An 18,022-nucleotide genomic window follows, 5' to 3' on the forward strand; every position below is an offset into this window, starting at 1 on the left:
CAATACAAATATGACAACCAATATAAAACTAAAACAGCTTAAGGTATTACTTAATGATTTTGAGTTACTCTCGCGAACAGCTTTGTTGCAAATGCAAATTGCTGAAAAAGTATTGCAGGATCAGAGTTTAGTAGCACTTTATGAGGAAGCCGAAGCAAATGAGATAATCATGGACAGGCTCGAAATAAAGATACGTGAAGAAGTCGTTTTCTCTATCTTTCAGTTTTCGCCAAAGGCTGCCGATCTAAGATTAATCATTACCTATCAGGATATAACAACCAATCTCGAGAGAGTTGGCGATATGTTATTGAATGTGATTCATTACACAAAAACGACTTATCAAAATCAACCAGAATTTGAGGAAGAGAAGAAGCAAATATACAAGATGCTGAAATCGGTAGATGAGATGCTTCGCAATGCAATATTCTCATTTTCGAATGAAGATACACGTCTTGCTTATCAGGTGATAAAAGACGATGACAAGGTAGATCACCTTTTCTATCAAATAAGCGAATCGTTACAAAGTTCTTTTGCAAACAAGAGTTTAACGAAAGAGCAGATCATGAATATTATGAATACAAGCGCAATAGCTCAGAATCTCGAACGTATTGGAGACAGTGCTACGAATATTGCCGAAGCAACAATTTATCTAACAGAAGGTAAAGACATTAGACATGGAAACAACGAATAAAGATATTTCGATCTTAATTGTCGACGATGAAGTCGACATCAGGGAGATTCTACAATTCAACCTCGAAAATGAAGGTTATAAAATAGATTTGGCGGAATCTGCCGAAGAGGCTATAAAGAAGTTAACGCCCGATCATAAATTGATACTGCTTGATGTGATGATGGGTGGAATATCAGGATTCAAGATGGCAGATCAATTAAGAAAATCGGGAAATTATACACCTATCATATTTCTGACTGCCAAAGATACCGAAAATGATATGCTCACAGGATTCTCTATCGGTGGCGACGATTATATATCTAAACCTTTTTCGATAAAGGAAGTTATTGCCCGTGTTAAAACTGTATTGAAGCGTACAGCATTGCCTGTACAAACCAATCAAGGAGATACCTTAAGTATCGGCAGCTTAAATATAGACATGGATATGAAAACCGTTTCGGTAAGTGGTAAACCAATAGAACTGACTAAAACGGAATTTAATATACTTACTCTTTTAGTGAAAAATACGGGAAAAGTATTTTCACGATCCGATATCTTAGCTAAAGCTTGGGAGGGAGACGGCATCGTATTAGAAAGAACAGTAGATGTGCATATAGCCCGTTTGAGAAAAAAAATAGGAGTATATGGCGATCATATTGTGAATAGAACAGGCTATGGATATAACTTCGTCTCTGAATAATAAACCTGATAACATATCTATCAAAAATAGCGATACTATATGAAACTAAATTATAAGCAACGGATATTCGGATTCATGCTAATCCTTTTTGCTATCTTCTCGATATGTATTATTATATCAGAACAAAAGCAGGAGAAAAAATACAGGACGGAAGCTCTTGAGTCGAAACTCGATGGCTATGTAGAAATTATCCACCAATATATTGCTCTGAACCAATCGGGCGATGGCAATTTGGCACATGTAGATGAATTGATTAAAATTCTACCTCAAGATATAAGGGTTACTATTATCAATGGAGAGGGAAATGTTCTTTATGACAAAGACGTTTCAGACCTTAAGACCCTAGATAACCACCTCAGCCGTCCCGAAGTAAGAAAAGCTCAATATCAAGATTTCGGAACCAATATCCGCATGTCGTCTTCCACACAACATGAATACTTGTATTATGCAAAATACTTTCAAACATATTTTATTCGTGTAGCTTTACCTTATAATGTAGAAACTCAAAGTTCGCTTCAAGCTGATAACTTATTTATATACATCGTAATAATACTATTCATAATTATATTGATATTAGTAAATATAGCTGCTACCCGCTTCGAAAATTCTATCACTAAACTGAAAGACTTCACGTCACGAATAAAAACAGGAAAACCTCTTCCTGAGGATACTAAGTTTCCGGATGATGAGCTGGGAGACATAAGCAAAGAGTTGGTACATATATTCAACGAAATAGAGAATAGTAAACGAAATGTAGAAATAGAACGCGAAAAGCTAATTCAACATTTCCAATATTCGGAAGTTGGACTGTGTATATTTACCTCCGATTTTCAGAAAATATATGCCAATACACATTTCATTCAATTTCTGAATCTGATAGCAAATCGTCCTACATTCGATGTAAATTCGTTATTCGAAAATGAGGCGTTTAAACCCATATTGCAATTTTTAAACACCAGAAGAAAAGATCAAAACTATTCGGCATCACAATACGAAGTCGGCGGAAAAATTCTTTCGATACAAGTTATTGTTTTTGATGACAAATCGTTCGAGATCACGATCAGAGATATAACCAGAATAGAGAAAAATCGTCTTTTGAAACAAGAAATGACCAATAACATTGCACACGAGTTAAGAACTCCTGTTACAAGTTTACGTGGCTATCTTGAGACTTTAAACGAACAGCATCTACCCGAAGACAAGCAAGCCTTCTTCATTAGTCGAGCTTATCTGCAATCGATACGCTTATCAAATCTGATAGAAGACGTAAGCCTTATCAGCAAGATAGAGGAAGCTCCTGCACAATTTGTGATGGAACAAGTAAATCTTTCTCTCTTATTGGACGAGCTGAGAATAGACATGGCCAGCAAGCTTAAAGACAATAACATTGCTCTTTCTATTTCAGTAGATAAAGATTTGGTTATACATGGTAATTACACTTTGCTATATTCTATATTTCGTAATCTTATGGATAACTCCGTAAATTATGCAGGAGCCAATATAGAGATTCATATCAACAATTATATGCAAGATGACAAGTACGTGTATTTCTCATTCTACGATACAGGAGTTGGTGTAGGCGAACAGTATCTGGGACGTTTATTCGAAAGATTCTATCGTGTAAATGAGGGTCGCACCCGAGATTCGGGAGGCTCAGGTCTTGGCTTGTCTATTGTGAAAAATGCCGTACTGCTTCACAAAGGAGAGATACAAGTAAAGAACAGATTGGATGGAGGCTTAGAATTTCTGTTCTCGTTGATGAAATGATAATTATCATTTATTAACACCTAAAGAACTTACTTATACGTTTCTGCTTAGATAAAATGTGTATTTTTATAATTGAGTTATATATGAATACACACCTTTAAATCTAATTAAGTATGAAACTTAGAAGTAAGTTCTTTTGGCTATTTTTGTGCATTATAGCCTTCTCTTCGATGGCACAAATACCCCTCGTCAGGGACGGAAAGCCACATTCTCGCATTATTGTAGACCCAAGTGACAGCATAGATATGCAAGCCGCCATATTGATGCAGGATTTTGTGAAACAAATATCAAATGCAGAACTACCTATTATTACAGATAGCCGTCAAATAAAAAAAGGCGATATTCTTCTTGGTAATTTTCAACTACCCATCCAAGGATTAGACCCTACAAAACTCACCGAAGATGGATTTTACCTCTCAACTAAAGGTGGCTACATAAGAATTGCCAAAGGAAAAGGAAAGGGTACAATCTATGGTATAGTCACACTTTTGGAAGACTATTTCGGCGTACGCTATTATGCAGCCAATACGGCAGTATTTAAGCCTGATAAGAATTTGACCTTAGCGGAAAACATCACGCGCATAGATAATCCCTCCTTTCGTTATCGCCAAACACAGGCATACAGCACAAAAGATCCCATTTATAAAATGTGGCATCGCCTAGAAGAACCTTCTGAAGTATTTGCAGATCACTTATGGGTACATACCTTCGATAGAATATTACCATCCAAAGAATTCGGAAAGTCACATCCCGAATATTATGCACTCATCAATGGCGAGCATCGCCCCGGATGGGCCAGCCAATGGTGCTTGACCAATCCTGAGGTTTTTGATATTGTGGCTCATCGGGTAGACTCTATATTCAAAGCCAATCCCGACAAAAATATGATTTCGATCAGTCAGAATGATGGTCATGACACCTATTGTACTTGCGAGAACTGTACTACAATCAACCAATACGAAGGGAGTTTATCGGGTAGTATCATTCATTTCCTGAATAAGCTAGCAGCTCGTTTTCCAGATAAAGAGTTCTCAACATTGGCGTACATGTATTCGGTTGCACCACCTAAACACGTGAAACCGTTATCCAATGTAAACATTATGTTATGCAATATTGAATGTACACGTGAAGTTACGTTACCCGAAAATGAGATTGGACAAAAGTTCGTAAGCGATATGGAAGGATGGGCTAAAATAACTGATAATATTTTCGTTTGGGATTATGGCATTGACTTTGATAACTACCTCTCGCCTTTTCCTAATTTCCATGTACTGCAACCAAACATGAAGTTGTTTAAAGACAATAAAACAACCATGCATTTCTCTCAGATTGCAGGAAGTAAGGGTGGCGATTTTTCTGAATTACGCTCATACGTAGTCTCTCAACTAATGTGGGATACATCGCTAAACTCTGATTCTTTAGTTGTAGAGTTCTTAGAAGGCTATTATGGAAAGCCTGCCTCACCTTACCTTTACGAATATATCAAACTGAGACAAGGTGCATTAATTGGTAGCAACATTCCTCTTAAATTGTACGATACTCCTGTATCTCATAAAACAGGAATGCTCAACCAACCGATGCTAACTATTTATAAGAACCTTCTTGAGAAAGCAGAGCAAGTATCAAAAGATGATCCAACTTTTTATAAAAGAGTAAAAGAAGCACACCTTCCCATACAATATTCAGAATTAGAGATAGCTCATACCAATAAAATAAACAACCCAAGAGAGTTAGAAAGCAAACTCAACTTTTTCAGACAGCGTGCTCATGAACTTAATGTTACCGATCTGAACGAACAGAGCAGTAAAATAAACGACTACTGTGATCTCTATAAAGAAAGGTATCTTACTAACAGAGATAATAACTTAGCCTTAGGAGCTAAAGTCAGTTATATTACAACACCCAATGCCCCTTACAATCATCTACCCGAGAGGACTCTCACTGATGGTATATTAGGAGCAGCGGCACCGAGTGAAGAATGGATAGGTTGGCAAGGGCAAGACGGAGAGTTTGTAATTGATCTGGGAGAGACAAAGAGTATCCAAACTATCCATTTCGATTTTTTGCAACGCCTTGGTTCTTGGGCTATATTACCCAAAAGTGTAACAAGTTATACATCCGTTGACAATACTAACTTCACAGAGATGGGTCGCAAAGATATTCCCGAAGATCGCGATATAAAAGCTAAGTTTGTGAATGTAGAAATACAATCGAAAGAAAAAGTTGAAGCCAGATATGTCAAGATAAAAATTGAAAATATCGGATTATGTCCTTCGTGGCATTTAGCAGTAGGACATCCTGCCTGGTTCCTCATCGACGAAGTCTTTATATACTAAGAAAACAACTTAGATAGATATTGTTTCCCAACAGATTTAAATTGTTAATTACCCAGGGGAACAATATCTATTTATAATCGTTGTATATTTGTATATATTTCAGAAAAAAGAAAGCTCTATGATAATAACTATTTCTCCAGCCAAGATATTAGATTTTGAAACTCCTCCAACAATTGAGAAAAAAACAAAACCTGTTTTCGAAAAAGATGCGCATTATTTAAATGAAATTCTGAAAGATTTATCAGCAAATGAGATTGGTACACTAATGAATATCAATCCAAAGATAACTCTTGATGTTTATCAGTATGTGCAATCTTTCGGCATTGGCAGAGCTCCAAAGAAACAAACAGCCTTGGCTTATAATGGAATGGTGTATCTGGGATTGGATAGTAAAACATTCTCCGAAAACGATTGGGATTTTGCGCAAAAGCATCTTACTATCTTATCGGGATTGTATGGAGCTTTGAAACCTTTCGATATAATACATCCCTACCGTTTAGAGATGCACACCAAAGTTGCTAACGACAGAGGTGTAGACTTGTATGCTTATTGGAGAAAGACTTTAACTGAATATCTTTCTAAACAACTTAAAGCTAATGGGAATATCTGGCTCAATCTAGCATCGAATGAATACAGCAAAGCAATCGATAAGAAAGCTCTGGATAAAAAGGTACGTATAATAACACCTTCATTCAAACAAGACACTCCTAAAGGCTACAAGCAAATAGTAGTATATGCTAAAAAGGCTAGAGGTTTGATGAGTCGTTTTGTAATCCAGAATCAGATTACAACCATTGATGGTTTAAAAGAATTCGATACTGAAGGATATTCTTTCTCTCCTTCTTTATCAAATGGTGATGACTGGGTATTTATAAGATAGATGCTCGCAGAGCCTTTTGTAGTTCCGGACTATAAACCAAACTTAATAAAATGATTTTTGTGTCCTAACGTTTGCTCTTGAAGAAGTCTTGCATCAGTTGGGCACATTCTTGTTCTAAAACTCCTGAAACGATAGTTGTTTTAGGATGCAATGATTTTGGAGAAACCATCGAGTAACCTTTTTTCTGATCAGTAGCTCCATATACAATTCTTGTAATCTGAGCCCAACCTAAAGCACCTGCACACATAGGGCAAGGCTCTACTGTTACATACAAGGTGCAATCAATCAAATATTTTCCACCCAGCACATTTGCCCCTGCTGTTATAGCTTGCATTTCGGCATGGGCAGTTACATCATTCAATGTTTCGATGAGATTATGTGCTCGGGCTATAATTCGGTTCTGACACACAACTACCGCACCAATAGGCACTTCGTCTTTTTCGTATGCATATTTAGCCTCATTAAGAGCCTGACGCATAAAAAATTCATCGTTAAGTATAGGTGTTGTCATCGGCGCATTTCGTTTTCACCAAAAAGGGTAGGATAATCCAGTTCGAGATTCTTTAGGACATGAGCTAATACAGTCTCTCTTAACCACCGCGATTTATTCGATATTTTATACTTCTTCATGTATAAAGATATCAGATTGTACTCTTCATCACTCAATGAAAAGTTTGCTTGTTTGGTGCGAATCGCAGCCGTCAGTTTCGGTTTTGGCTTCATTGGTGCAAAAATAACTTGCTTTGAGCGAATATAAAAATAAATTGTTGTTTTTATACCACTAAGCCAGCTATATACTTAGCGAATACAAGAATGAGCTTATATAAACAGAAATATGTTTACCTTTATATCCTCAGTATGTCATTAATAAAAATCTTCTTTATGCATTTTTCATTTAGCCATATCACTAAAGACCAAAGCTCTATAATAAAAGCAATAGCAATTGTAATGATAGTGCTTCATAATTTTCTGCACTGGTCAAATAATATAGGTGAAAACGAATTGGTCTTAGACCCCAATAGAATAAATCTGTTTATCAGTTCGATATACAACACTCCTCTGATGATTTTCAATTCTATTATTTCTTATTTCGGACACTATGGAGTACAATTATTTGTCTTCATAAGTGGCTATGGGTTAACCAAGCAATATTCTCAAAACAGTAATATATCATATTATAACTATATTGTACCTAAGCTAGTTAAAATTTATTCTTTACTTATATTCGGAATAATAGTTTACTTCCTGTTTTTCTTTTATTCGATGGATATACATTATGCTATATCTTTCGTATCATCTACTCTATTGATGTTTAACAATTTATTTTCTTCACAAATTTTCAGATTTGTAGGTCCATGGTGGTATTTTAGCTTAGCAATACAACTCTATCTAATTTTCCCTTTCTTATATAAATTCATAAACCGAAAAGAAAACACATCCAGGTATTTTGTTATATCTCTAATAGCTACTTATATCGTAATCTATTTGTTATTCCCGACAACACAAAAATATAACATCCCGATATTTGGCAATTTCATCGGACACCTTCCTGAATTCTTATTAGGTATATTTCTGGCAATATCGCCTAAAACAATATTATCATGGAAAGTAATACTACCCACTTTGCTTATATTCGTCCTATCAAATAAAATCATATACCTTTTCCCTTTTAGCTTTCTATGTGTCACCATATTGTTGCTAGTAATATCTTATTATATATATACCTATTCAAAAGGGATTATTCTAAAACTCCTGCTTTTTATAGGTACTATTAGTATGATGATATTTGTAATTAATGGACCTTTAAGATATATATCCATACCTATTTTAGAAGGTACTCCTTTTTTGGAAGGACCTTTGATTCTTAAAAAAACGCCCTATTTTGAGGGAATACCTCCACTTGTAATTTTAGGCTTTTCATTTCTGCATTTAGCATTTGTAATAATGGTATCATTTATTCTTCAAAAAATTTATAACAAGTTCGTAACTCCTAATACCATAAAAGTCACAAACTTGCTTATTAATAAAAAGAATAAATAATATATACATACTTTAGTAGTTTCAAAATTTTCTCTCATCTATTAAAATATTGGATACTTATATATAAAACCATTTCAGTAATGGAAAAAGCGATACTAAAACCCTTCTGGCGAAGCTTCCTTACATACAATTGGAAATTTGGCATTCTACTGATACTTCTATTCGGTATACCCCGATTCATCATAGTTCTTCAAGCTAACGTTTCAGGGAGTTACGGTTGGGTATCTATCATATTCATGCTTATGTGGATTACTCCGTTTATTCTTCTGAATAAAGACGGACGAAGATATATTGGCATAAAGAAGCCCCAGAATTATAGATGGTTATTATATTCTTTCCTGATCGGGATAGCTTTTTGTTCCTTTATGTTTATAAGTGCGAATCTATTATTTGGAGACTCCTTAAACAATAGCTTTATATACATTTCTAAATCATACACCCTTCCGGCAGGTGAACTAACAGCAACTAATAAGCTGATATTATTTCTTACATTCTCACTTACGGGCATGACATTTAGCCCCATTGGTGAAGAGTTTTTATATAGAGGACTAATCCATGGCAGCTTTGTCGAGAAATACGGTGAACAAAAAGCTTCAATATTTGATAGTCTGGCATTCGCTCTTACACATTTAGCCCATTTTGGAATTATTTACAACCTAGGTAAATGGGACTTCTTATTTATCCCTGCTCTACTTTGGGTATTGGGGATGTTTATTTTAAGTCAGTTATTCTTTAGATGCAAACAAATGACTGGATCAATATGGGGAGCAGTAGTCTCTCATGCTGGTTATAACTTTGGAATGATGTATTGGATATTTTATCATATATTTTAAGCCGATGAAAAGAGGACATGCCGATCTTCCCCTCCACTACGGAACTGTACCACCTTGGCTTGCACAACGCATGAGTCATCTGGGCGGAGCTATTGTAGAGGCTATTGTTATAGAATATGGACGTACTGCCTTGTTACAAAAATTAAGCGATCCGTTTTGGTTTCAGTCCTTAGGTTGTGTCTTAGGTATGGACTGGCACTCTTCGGGTATCACAACATCGGTGATGAATGCTTTAAAGAAAGCCATTAATGTACGTTCAGCTGAGTTAGGCGTATATATTTGCGGTGGACGAGGAAAAGCATCGCGGCAAACCCCTACCGAATTATTAGCAGTTGCCAATAGAACAGGGCTAAACGGAGCTGAACTTGTTACTGCCAGCCGACTATCTGCTAAAGTAGATAATACAGCAATACAAGACGATTTTCAACTGTATCTTCACTCATTTGTAGTTACTGTTGAAGGCGAATGGGCAGTTATACAACAAGGTATGAACCCTAATGAGAAAATGGCGCGCCGTTATCACTGGATGTCGGAGAATGTAAAGTCATTTACCGAAGAACCTCATTCCTATATTTATGGGAAGAATCAAGGGCTAATTCTGAATCTCACAGACAAAGATGCTCGACCTCTAAAAACTGGTATATTGGACTTAACCAAAGAAAACCCAAATAAGTTGATGCGTGAAATATCGTTGATAATGCCTCGACACCACGAGGTGAAAGCAAAAGATGTTAACTTGAAACGTTTGGGTGCTGCTCTGGCATTGGCCCACGAAACTAATGTACAAGATATTGAATCATTACTACTTTTGGAAGGTGTAGGACCTCGTACAGTACAATCTCTAACATTGGTGAGTGAAGTTATACATGGTTCGCCGTCACGATTTTCAGACCCTGCCCGATTTAGTTTTGCTCATGGTGGCAAAGACGGGCATCCGTTTCCCGTTCCATTGACTATTTATGACGAAACTATTGAGATATTCGATAAGGCTGTTCATCTTTCCAGTTTAGGCGAAAAAGATAAGTCAGATGCTCTTAAAAACTTATCAAAAATTGCTCAGGAGATGGAGCGCGGATTTACTCCAAACAATAATTTTGATGCAATTATTCAAAAGGAGAGAGATGAATCGTACCTCTACAAAGGAAAAACAGTCTTTGGAGATGCTAAAAAGCCCGATAAACCCAAAGGAAATATTCAACTTAACTTGTTTGATTGATCTGAGTAACAGCCCTTACCCATCGCCAACGAAAAGGATATTCGTTTTTGATGATTTTTTTTCGGGTAAACATCTTGTTTGAGTAAAAAAAATATATATCTTTGCACCGCAAACAAAATGGTGATTGTAGCTCAGTTGGTTAGAGCGCCTGATTGTGGTTCAGGAGGTCGCGGGTTCGAGCCCCGTCTTTCACCCTTAAGCATAGAAGCATTCTTGATTCATTTCAAGAATGCTTTTTTATTTCACTATTTTTACATACGTTTGTAATCATTAAACCTTATAACTAAGGTTGTACACGTTTTTATTATTCTGATAAGTCTCAACTATAAAACCAGAGATGATTATAAAAACAATACTCAATGTCACTAAAAATTACACAACATATGACTAGAAAATTATTAAATCTGTCTAAAATAGCATTGCTAGTATTCTCAATTTCATTTTTATTAGGTTCATGTACTAAGGAAAATTTCACTGACGTATACATAGATAACCCTACTCAATGGGATGCAAGAGACTTTGTAGTGAATGAGAATATGTGGCTATGGGATTCTAAAGACGAATGCTATTATTGTGAATTTAATCATCCACTATTAACTGAATTTGTGGCAGAAGAAGGTGCTGTATCCGCTTCCGCATTTATTGAAGGGACATTTAGACCATTAGCTTTTACGACTTACTTTTGGGACGAAAAATCTCATTATGTATCGGAAACTATAAACTTCGAATATGGCACTAACTTTATTCGATTTAATGTTACTGCATCTGATCTTTTTGACAATGTAAATGTTAGTACATTTAAACCAGGTAAGTATACTTTTAAAACCACTTTGATTTGGTAAGTAATCCTCATCACATAAAGTCCTCTCTATTAAGTTAGTGAGGACTTTTTTATTTTACCCCTCTTTCTAATCCAATTCTAATGTTACCTTAACAAACTTCTAATACAACTCAAAAACGCCTCTAATCTTAGGACAATATATTTGTAAAATAAAATATTGACTCCTAAAGATGAAAAAATATCTACTACTTCTGCTGAGTATTTTCAGCCTGACAAATATCAAAGCACAAGAACTACAAGTGCTACAGCTATCAGCCGAACAGGTTGAAGCATTATTCCTAAAACAAAACCTACAACTTATAGCCGAGCACCTGAATATAGATATTGCAGATGCTGCCATTGTACAAGCTAAATTATGGGATAATCCCGAAATATCTGTCGGACAAATCAACCTCTGGAGTACTGACAGACAACGTGAAGGTGAGAAAGAAGCTATTCCTCCCCTATTCGGGTCTTTTGCCCGAAACACGCAATTCTCAATTGAACTGAGCCAACTAATTCAGACAGCAGGAAAGAGAGGCAAACTTGTAAAGCAAGAGAAAATATCTAAAGAAATAGCCATTCAAGAATTTGAAGAAGTATTCAGAGGACTTAAAGTTGAACTCAGAAAATCAATCAACGAAATAGTTTATCTACAAGCCTACCAAAAAGTTTTAGCACAACAAGAAGAGTCTTTGGGGCAATTAACCATTGCTTATCAAAAACAAGTGGCACAAGGTAATATTGCCAAAAGCGAATTACTCAGATTACAATCGGCTTTACTCGAATTGGAAAATGAGGCTAATGACACTCAAATAGATATAAATGAACAGCAGAAAGGGCTTAAAACTCTGCTAAATGTTCCCCCTTCGGTTGTTATCAAAATAATAGATAATACAAAAAAGGTTCAAGATCCTACTAACTTATCATTAGCTGAACTGTTAGCTATGGCTTCAGAGTATCGCCCTGATGTAAAAGCATCCAGATTACAAACTCAATATCACGAAAAGTCATTGGCTTATGAAAAAGCGCAGCGCATTCCCGATCTTACAGTAAATGCCAATTACGACCGCTATGGTGGTGTATGGAAAGACTTTATTGGCTTTGGAGTAAGCTTTGATATACCCTTTTTCAATCGTAATCAAGGAAACATAAAAGCTGCCCGTATAAACAGAGACCAAAGTATTCATTTGGCAGAATTACAACAAAATCAAGCACAGCACGAAGTTGCTGAAGCATTCGGAAATTATGCTTTAGCATATCGATTTTATAAACGTGTAAGTGAAAATAGTTTACTATCGGAACTAGACGGAATGCTCACCATATACACAAAGAATCTATTAAATAAAAACATAAGTATGCTTGAATATATAGACTTTATGGATTCTTATAAGACAAACAAAGAAACCCTTCTTTCGGCACGCAAGAAAGTTGATACACAATTTGAGGAACTACAATACACAGTGGGCTCTGAAATTAAATAAGATTACAACAAATAGAAAGAACTAAAATATATGATAAAGAGACAGATTACATTTACGATTGCTGCTTTACAAATTCTGCTTTTTGCTTCTTGCGGAAGTAAATCAAATGCAGATAACGCAGACGGAAAACCTGAGATCAAGCAAGCTTTTCTTCAGAATGTAAAAACAACCAAAGCCCTATTAAGCAACCAAGAAGAAGAGTTGACTTTGACAGGTAAGGTAGAATATGATCCTGACAAAGTAATCAACTATGTACCTATGGTTGGGGGGATTATAGAGCGTTCTTATTTTTCTCTTGGTGATAAAGTGCAGAAAGGACAGACATTACTTGATATCAGAAGTACAGAGTTAAGCTCCCTACAATCGGAACGGGTTGGTTTGGAATCGGATGTTAAGATTTCCGAGCGTGAATTAAAGACTGCTCAAACAATGTTCGATGATAATATGCTCTCCGAAAAAGAACTGATGGAAGCAGTAGCCAAACTTAATCAAGCAAAAGCGGCTTACAGCAAAATACAAACTGATATGGCGGTATTTGGGTCAGACAAAGGAAGTGGTACATTTTCCATTAAAGCCCCTATGAGTGGATATATTGTCAGCAAAAATGCCTCATCAGGAAGCACCGTCTCAGCCGACAGTGATCCTCTGTTTATTATTGCAGATTTGAGTACTGTGTGGATTACAGCAAATGTATATGCAAGTAATCTGCTGTTTGTAAAAGAGGGGCAAGATGTTAAAATCACTACCCTATCCTATCCTGGTGAAATATTTCAGGGTAAGATAAATTCTCTGTCACAAGTATTTGATCCCGAAGAAAAAGTACTTAAGGCTCGCATTGTAATGCCTAATAAAGACTTACGCCTAAAGCCTGAAATGTCTGCCGTGATCAGATTAAAAAATGAGACTCACAATAAATTGGTATCAGTACCATCAGAAGCTTTAGTTTTTGATAACGATCGCTATTATGTTGTAGTCGAAGAATCGCCAGATAATTTCAAATCGAAAGAAGTCACTCTCAGCGGACACCATAACAATGTAACCTATATAACCTCAGGGGTATCGGAAGGAGAGAACATTGTTATAAAGAATCAATTACTGATACACTCAGGTCTAAAAGATTAAGGTTTCATTCCTTTGTCACTATTCTGGTAAGCACAATAACAACAGACTGTTATAGCTTTTAAATATATCATTTAATATTACTAGTTATCTATATAGTATGCACAAGTTTGTCGAAAAAATAATAGCATTTGCCTTACGCAATCATATACTTGTACTATTTCTTACCGGTATACTCTTTATTGCAGGTATCATATGCTACATACATACGCCCATTGAGGCCTATCCGGATGTAACCAACACCCGAGTCAGAATTATTACACAATGGCAGGGACGGAGTGCCGAAGAAGTCGAAAAATTTATAACGCTCCCCATTATGCGGGAAATGAACACTATTCCCCGTAAAGCAGATGTGCGCTCTACTTCACTTTTCGGTTTATCTGTAGTTACAGTAATATTCGAAGATGATGTTGACGATTTCTTTGCACAGCAATATGCTTCGAATCGTATGCAGGGGTTGGATTTGCCCGATGGAGCCGATCCTTCGATTGAACCACCTTCAGGAGCAACAGGCGAAATTTATCGCTATGTTCTCAAAAGTGACCTGCCAATCAGAGAAGTAGCAGCCATCAACGAATGGGTTGTAGAACGCGAGTTATTATCTGTACCAGGTGTGGCAAGTATCGCCAGCTTTGGAGGTGAGGAGAAGATGTTCGAGATAAAAGTGAACCCTGCCGAACTTAACAATTACGATTTATCTCCTTTGGAAGTATTCGAGGCCGTATCGAACAGTAACATCAATGTTGGTGGAGATATTATACAGAAAGGTAGTCAGGCATTTGTTGTAAGAGGTGTAGGATTACTCGAAAGTGTAGAAGATATAGAGAATATACTTATCGAAGTGAAAGGTGGTACACCCATCCGAGTAAAACAGGTAGCATCGGTTAATGTTTCATCTAAACCGCGATTGGGACAAGTAGGTCTTGATGACGATGACGATGTGGTTCAAGGTATTGTTATAATGCTTCGTGGACAAAATCCGAGCGATGTAATTGTCAACCTCAAAGAGAAAATAACCGAACTTAATGAGAGAATATTACCCGAAAATGTCAAAATAGAACCATTTCTCGATCGTACAACTTTAGTAGATTCTACTGTGCATACAGTTATCAGAAACTTGCTGGAAGGCATCATCTTGGTTTCTATTGTAGTATTCATTTTCCTATTCAACTGGCGAACAACTTTAATTGTAGCCACAGTGATTCCACTATCGTTTTTATTCGCCATTGTAATGCTGCGTATCCAAGGGTTACCCGCCAATCTTATTTCGATGGGGGCACTCGATTTTGGATTGCTTCTGGAAGGGACTCTGGTCATAGTGGAGATTGTTTTTGTGGAGATGGAAAAACGATCCGTCTTACTTCAAGGTAGGTATGAAAACACGCTCAAGAGCGGACTTATCAAAAAGAGTGCAGGAACTGTTGCCTCACACATTTTTTTCGCCCAATTGATTTTGGTTGTAGCCCTATTCCCTATTTTCTCGTTCCAAAAAGTCGAAGGCAAGATGTTCTCTCCTTTAGCATTTACACTAGGATACGCGCTTCTGGGATCACTTATCCTTAGTTTAACTTATGTGCCTGTAATGTGTAAGGTTCTACTGACAAAACCTTTAAAAGAAAGAACTAATTTCATCAGCCGATTCTTTACATCAACATTGTATAAGATATATGAATTGAGTACACGATACCGTAAAGGAACTATTATTGCTTTCTGTATCTTATTATCGCTGTGTGTTGCCAGATTCTGTTATTGGGGTACCGAGTTTATACCCAGTATGAACGAAGGGGCTATTTATATTCGTGCCACTCTACCGAATAGTGTAAATCTGGAAGAGTCGGTAAAAATAACCAAACAGATGAAGAAGAAACTGAGAAATTTCGGCGAAGTTGAATTTGTTTTATCACAAACAGGTCGCCCCAATGATGGTACGGACCCAACGGGATTTTTCAACATAGAATTTCACACTCAGTTAAAACCTGAAAAAGAATGGGATCGTAAGATCACCAAAGATGATCTTATAAACGAAATCAAAGATTCGCTCGATATATATCCCGGTGTAATCTTCGGCTTCAGCCAACCCATACAGGATAATGTTGAAGAATATGTAGCAGGAGTAAAAAGCTCATTGGTTATCAAAATATTCGGAAACGACCTGCACCAATTAGAAGACCTTGCCAATCAAACAGCAGCTTCCATTAAAGGTATTAAAGGCATCGAAGATGTGAACGTTTTTAAGAGTATAGGTCTTCCCGAATTACAAATCAAATTAGATGAAACCCGAATGGCTCGCTATGCAGTATCTATGGCGGATGCACAAGCCGTAGTAGAAATGGCAATCGGAGGAAAATCGGCAACTAAGTTTTATGAAGAAGAACGAACCTTTGACGTAAATATCCGTTTCCAAAAAGAATATCGAGACAATGAAGATAAAATTGGAAATATACTGATACCTACAATGGATGGTAAGCAAGTACCTTTAAAAGAGATTGCTGATATAACATTCATCACAGGGCCCACATTTATTTACCGAGACGGAAACAGCCGATACATTGGTATAGGATTCAGCATACGCGATCGAGATTTAGGATCTACTATTGCCGAAGCACAGAAGAAGGTAGCTGACAATGTTCAGTTGAAACCCGAAAACAAGATGCAATGGGCAGGCGAATTCGAAAGCCAACAACGAGCCACTAAACGTTTGATGGTTATTGTTCCTGCTGCGTTACTTCTTATATTGTTCCTTCTTTATATGAATTTTGGAACTATAAAAGATACCCTTATTGCAGCCAGTGCCATGCCTTATGCCTTTATTGGAGGGTTTATATCGCTATGGATAACGAATACAACCTTCGGCATATCGGCAGGAATCGGCTTTATTATCTTATTCGGTATAACGGCAATTGACAGTATTCTGCTTATCGCATTAATGAAAAATAAAATGCAGAGGAGCCATAATCTTCGGTTAGCGATCGACGAAGCAGTACACAATAGAGTACGCCCAGTATTGATGATTGCCCTTATGGGATCGATGGGGTTATTTCCGGCAGCTATGTCAACAGGAATGGGTTCTGAAATACAAAGACCACTGGCAATTATGATTGTAGGGGGGATATTAATTTGTATGCTCTTATCATTTACCGTTTTGCCTCAAGTATTTTACTTTGCTTACAGACGTGACAAAAGGCTGAGATAACAGATCGTTTTATTGACACACCCAATATAATACCCAATGTAGGGTCAGCCCTATGTACCTATTCAGAGAAAAGGAGCGAACAAGCAGGTTCGCCCCTACCTCGAAATACATCATTAATTTTTATTGATTACTCAAAAGAGATTAAGCTCAATAAAAATTATTATTTTTAGATTTTAAACTAATATAATCCGCTTACTATTGTATTCTATAGTTAGAACTATCTTTAGCTAGTATACAATAAAAGGTCTTCGACCTTAATCAAATGATTGTTCTTATGGAGCTACTTCTTGTTGAAGATAACATACGCATTAGTGAGTTCATGGTTAAAGGACTTACCGAAAGTGGATTTTCAGTTGTTCTGGCTGAAAATGGCACGGATGCACGAAGTTTGATAAGCCAACGGGAATGGGATCTGATTTTACTTGATATTATGTTACCCGATATTGACGGGATAGAGCTTCTGCAATACACCCGTTACAAGAAGATAAACACCCCCATCCTTGTAGTCAGTGCTTTGGGAGAACCCGACGATAAAGTAAAGGCTTTAGATTATGGAGCTGACGATTATTTAGCAAAACCTTTTCATTTCAAAGAATTGATTGCGCGCATCAATGCTTTGACTCGTAGAGCTAAGCTGAATTACAATACACCTTCGGAAATTCTGGAATGTGATGATCTTAAACTCTACATAGATGAGCATCGCATAGAAAGAGGTGATACTGAAATAAAACTAACTCTTCAAGAATTTAAGCTGCTTAAGATCTTGATGGAAAATAAGAATAAAGTTCTTCCCCGTAGCCAAATTCTTGATTCGGTATGGGGTATCAACTACGATTCGAGTACCAATGTAGTAGATGTATATATATCATATCTGCGTAACAAAGTAGATCTTGAAGGCCATACCAAACTCATAGAAACTATTAAAGGAAGAGGGTATATGATAAGAACACATAACGAATGAGAT

15 protein-coding genes and 1 tRNA gene are annotated in these 18,022 nt (G+C 36.6%); 14 read left to right on the top strand and 2 right to left on the bottom strand.

What is annotated here, in order from left to right; translation table 11 throughout:
- Positions 1-10 precede the first annotated feature (10 nt).
- From phoU to yaaA, 5 genes are all read left to right on the top strand, one after another.
- Positions 11-691 (top strand): phosphate signaling complex protein PhoU, encoded by a 681-nt coding sequence (phoU, locus tag HGC4_RS15165; protein ID WP_050710982.1) that lies wholly within the window; start codon positions 11-13, stop codon positions 689-691.
- The gene (locus tag HGC4_RS15170; RefSeq protein WP_050710983.1) at positions 675-1,370 is read left to right on the top strand and encodes a response regulator transcription factor; all 696 of its coding nucleotides are present in this window, start codon (positions 675-677) and stop codon (positions 1,368-1,370) included. The genes phoU and HGC4_RS15170 overlap by 17 nt, the downstream gene beginning before the upstream one ends.
- A 39-nt stretch (positions 1,371-1,409) precedes the next feature.
- Positions 1,410-3,137, top strand: a complete 1,728-nt coding sequence (locus HGC4_RS15175) for a sensor histidine kinase (RefSeq protein ID WP_050710984.1) — start codon at positions 1,410-1,412, stop codon at positions 3,135-3,137.
- A gap of 113 nt (positions 3,138-3,250) precedes the next feature.
- The gene (locus HGC4_RS15180; RefSeq protein WP_050710985.1) at positions 3,251-5,473 is read left to right on the top strand and encodes a DUF4838 domain-containing protein; all 2,223 of its coding nucleotides are present in this window, start codon (positions 3,251-3,253) and stop codon (positions 5,471-5,473) included.
- A gap of 118 nt (positions 5,474-5,591) precedes the next feature.
- On the top strand, positions 5,592-6,353 hold the full coding sequence (gene yaaA, locus HGC4_RS15185) for a peroxide stress protein YaaA (protein ID WP_050710986.1): 762 nt from the start codon (positions 5,592-5,594) through the stop codon (positions 6,351-6,353).
- 64 nt (positions 6,354-6,417) lie between these two features.
- On the opposite strand, the gene HGC4_RS15190 is transcribed toward yaaA, so the two are convergent.
- Both HGC4_RS15190 and HGC4_RS15195 read right to left on the bottom strand, forming a co-directional pair.
- Entirely contained in the window at positions 6,418-6,864 is a 447-nt protein-coding gene (locus tag HGC4_RS15190) for a nucleoside deaminase (RefSeq protein WP_050710987.1), read from the bottom strand.
- Positions 6,861-7,076, bottom strand: coding sequence for a hypothetical protein (locus HGC4_RS15195; protein ID WP_050710988.1), 216 nt, complete (start codon positions 7,074-7,076; stop codon positions 6,861-6,863). Before HGC4_RS15195 ends, HGC4_RS15190 begins: the two co-directional genes overlap by 4 nt.
- Positions 7,077-7,211: 135 nt before the next feature.
- Between HGC4_RS15195 and HGC4_RS15200 the strand changes: the two genes are divergently transcribed.
- From HGC4_RS15200 to HGC4_RS15240, 9 genes are all read left to right on the top strand, one after another.
- Entirely contained in the window at positions 7,212-8,393 is a 1,182-nt protein-coding gene (locus tag HGC4_RS15200) for an acyltransferase family protein (RefSeq protein WP_185099980.1), read from the top strand.
- Between the two features lie 80 nt (positions 8,394-8,473).
- A complete protein-coding gene (locus HGC4_RS15205; protein ID WP_050710990.1) occupies positions 8,474-9,226 on the top strand; it encodes a CPBP family intramembrane glutamic endopeptidase in 753 nt (250 codons plus the stop codon).
- A 4-nt stretch (positions 9,227-9,230) separates the two neighbouring features.
- On the top strand, positions 9,231-10,442 hold the full coding sequence (locus HGC4_RS15210) for a DUF763 domain-containing protein (RefSeq protein ID WP_050710991.1): 1,212 nt from the start codon (positions 9,231-9,233) through the stop codon (positions 10,440-10,442).
- A 119-nt stretch (positions 10,443-10,561) separates the two neighbouring features.
- Positions 10,562-10,637, top strand: a tRNA-His gene (locus HGC4_RS15215).
- A gap of 188 nt (positions 10,638-10,825) precedes the next feature.
- Positions 10,826-11,284, top strand: coding sequence for a hypothetical protein (locus HGC4_RS15220; RefSeq protein WP_157258330.1), 459 nt, complete (start codon positions 10,826-10,828; stop codon positions 11,282-11,284).
- Positions 11,285-11,453: 169 nt separating this feature from the next.
- The gene (locus tag HGC4_RS15225) at positions 11,454-12,746 is read left to right on the top strand and encodes a TolC family protein (protein ID WP_050710993.1); all 1,293 of its coding nucleotides are present in this window, start codon (positions 11,454-11,456) and stop codon (positions 12,744-12,746) included.
- 30 nt (positions 12,747-12,776) lie between these two features.
- Positions 12,777-13,868 carry an efflux RND transporter periplasmic adaptor subunit gene (locus tag HGC4_RS15230; protein WP_050710994.1) on the top strand — a complete coding sequence of 364 codons (1,092 nt, stop codon included), beginning with the start codon at positions 12,777-12,779 and terminating at the stop codon, positions 13,866-13,868.
- A gap of 97 nt (positions 13,869-13,965) precedes the next feature.
- Positions 13,966-17,058, top strand: a complete 3,093-nt coding sequence (locus HGC4_RS15235) for an efflux RND transporter permease subunit (RefSeq protein ID WP_050710995.1) — start codon at positions 13,966-13,968, stop codon at positions 17,056-17,058.
- Positions 17,059-17,332: 274 nt separating this feature from the next.
- On the top strand, positions 17,333-18,019 hold the full coding sequence (locus HGC4_RS15240; RefSeq protein WP_050711077.1) for a response regulator transcription factor: 687 nt from the start codon (positions 17,333-17,335) through the stop codon (positions 18,017-18,019).
- Positions 18,020-18,022: the final 3 nt, after the last annotated feature.

Origin of the sequence: Dysgonomonas sp. HGC4, from assembly GCF_001261715.1 — a bacterium.
In the GTDB taxonomy this organism is placed as follows: domain Bacteria; phylum Bacteroidota; class Bacteroidia; order Bacteroidales; family Dysgonomonadaceae; genus Dysgonomonas_A.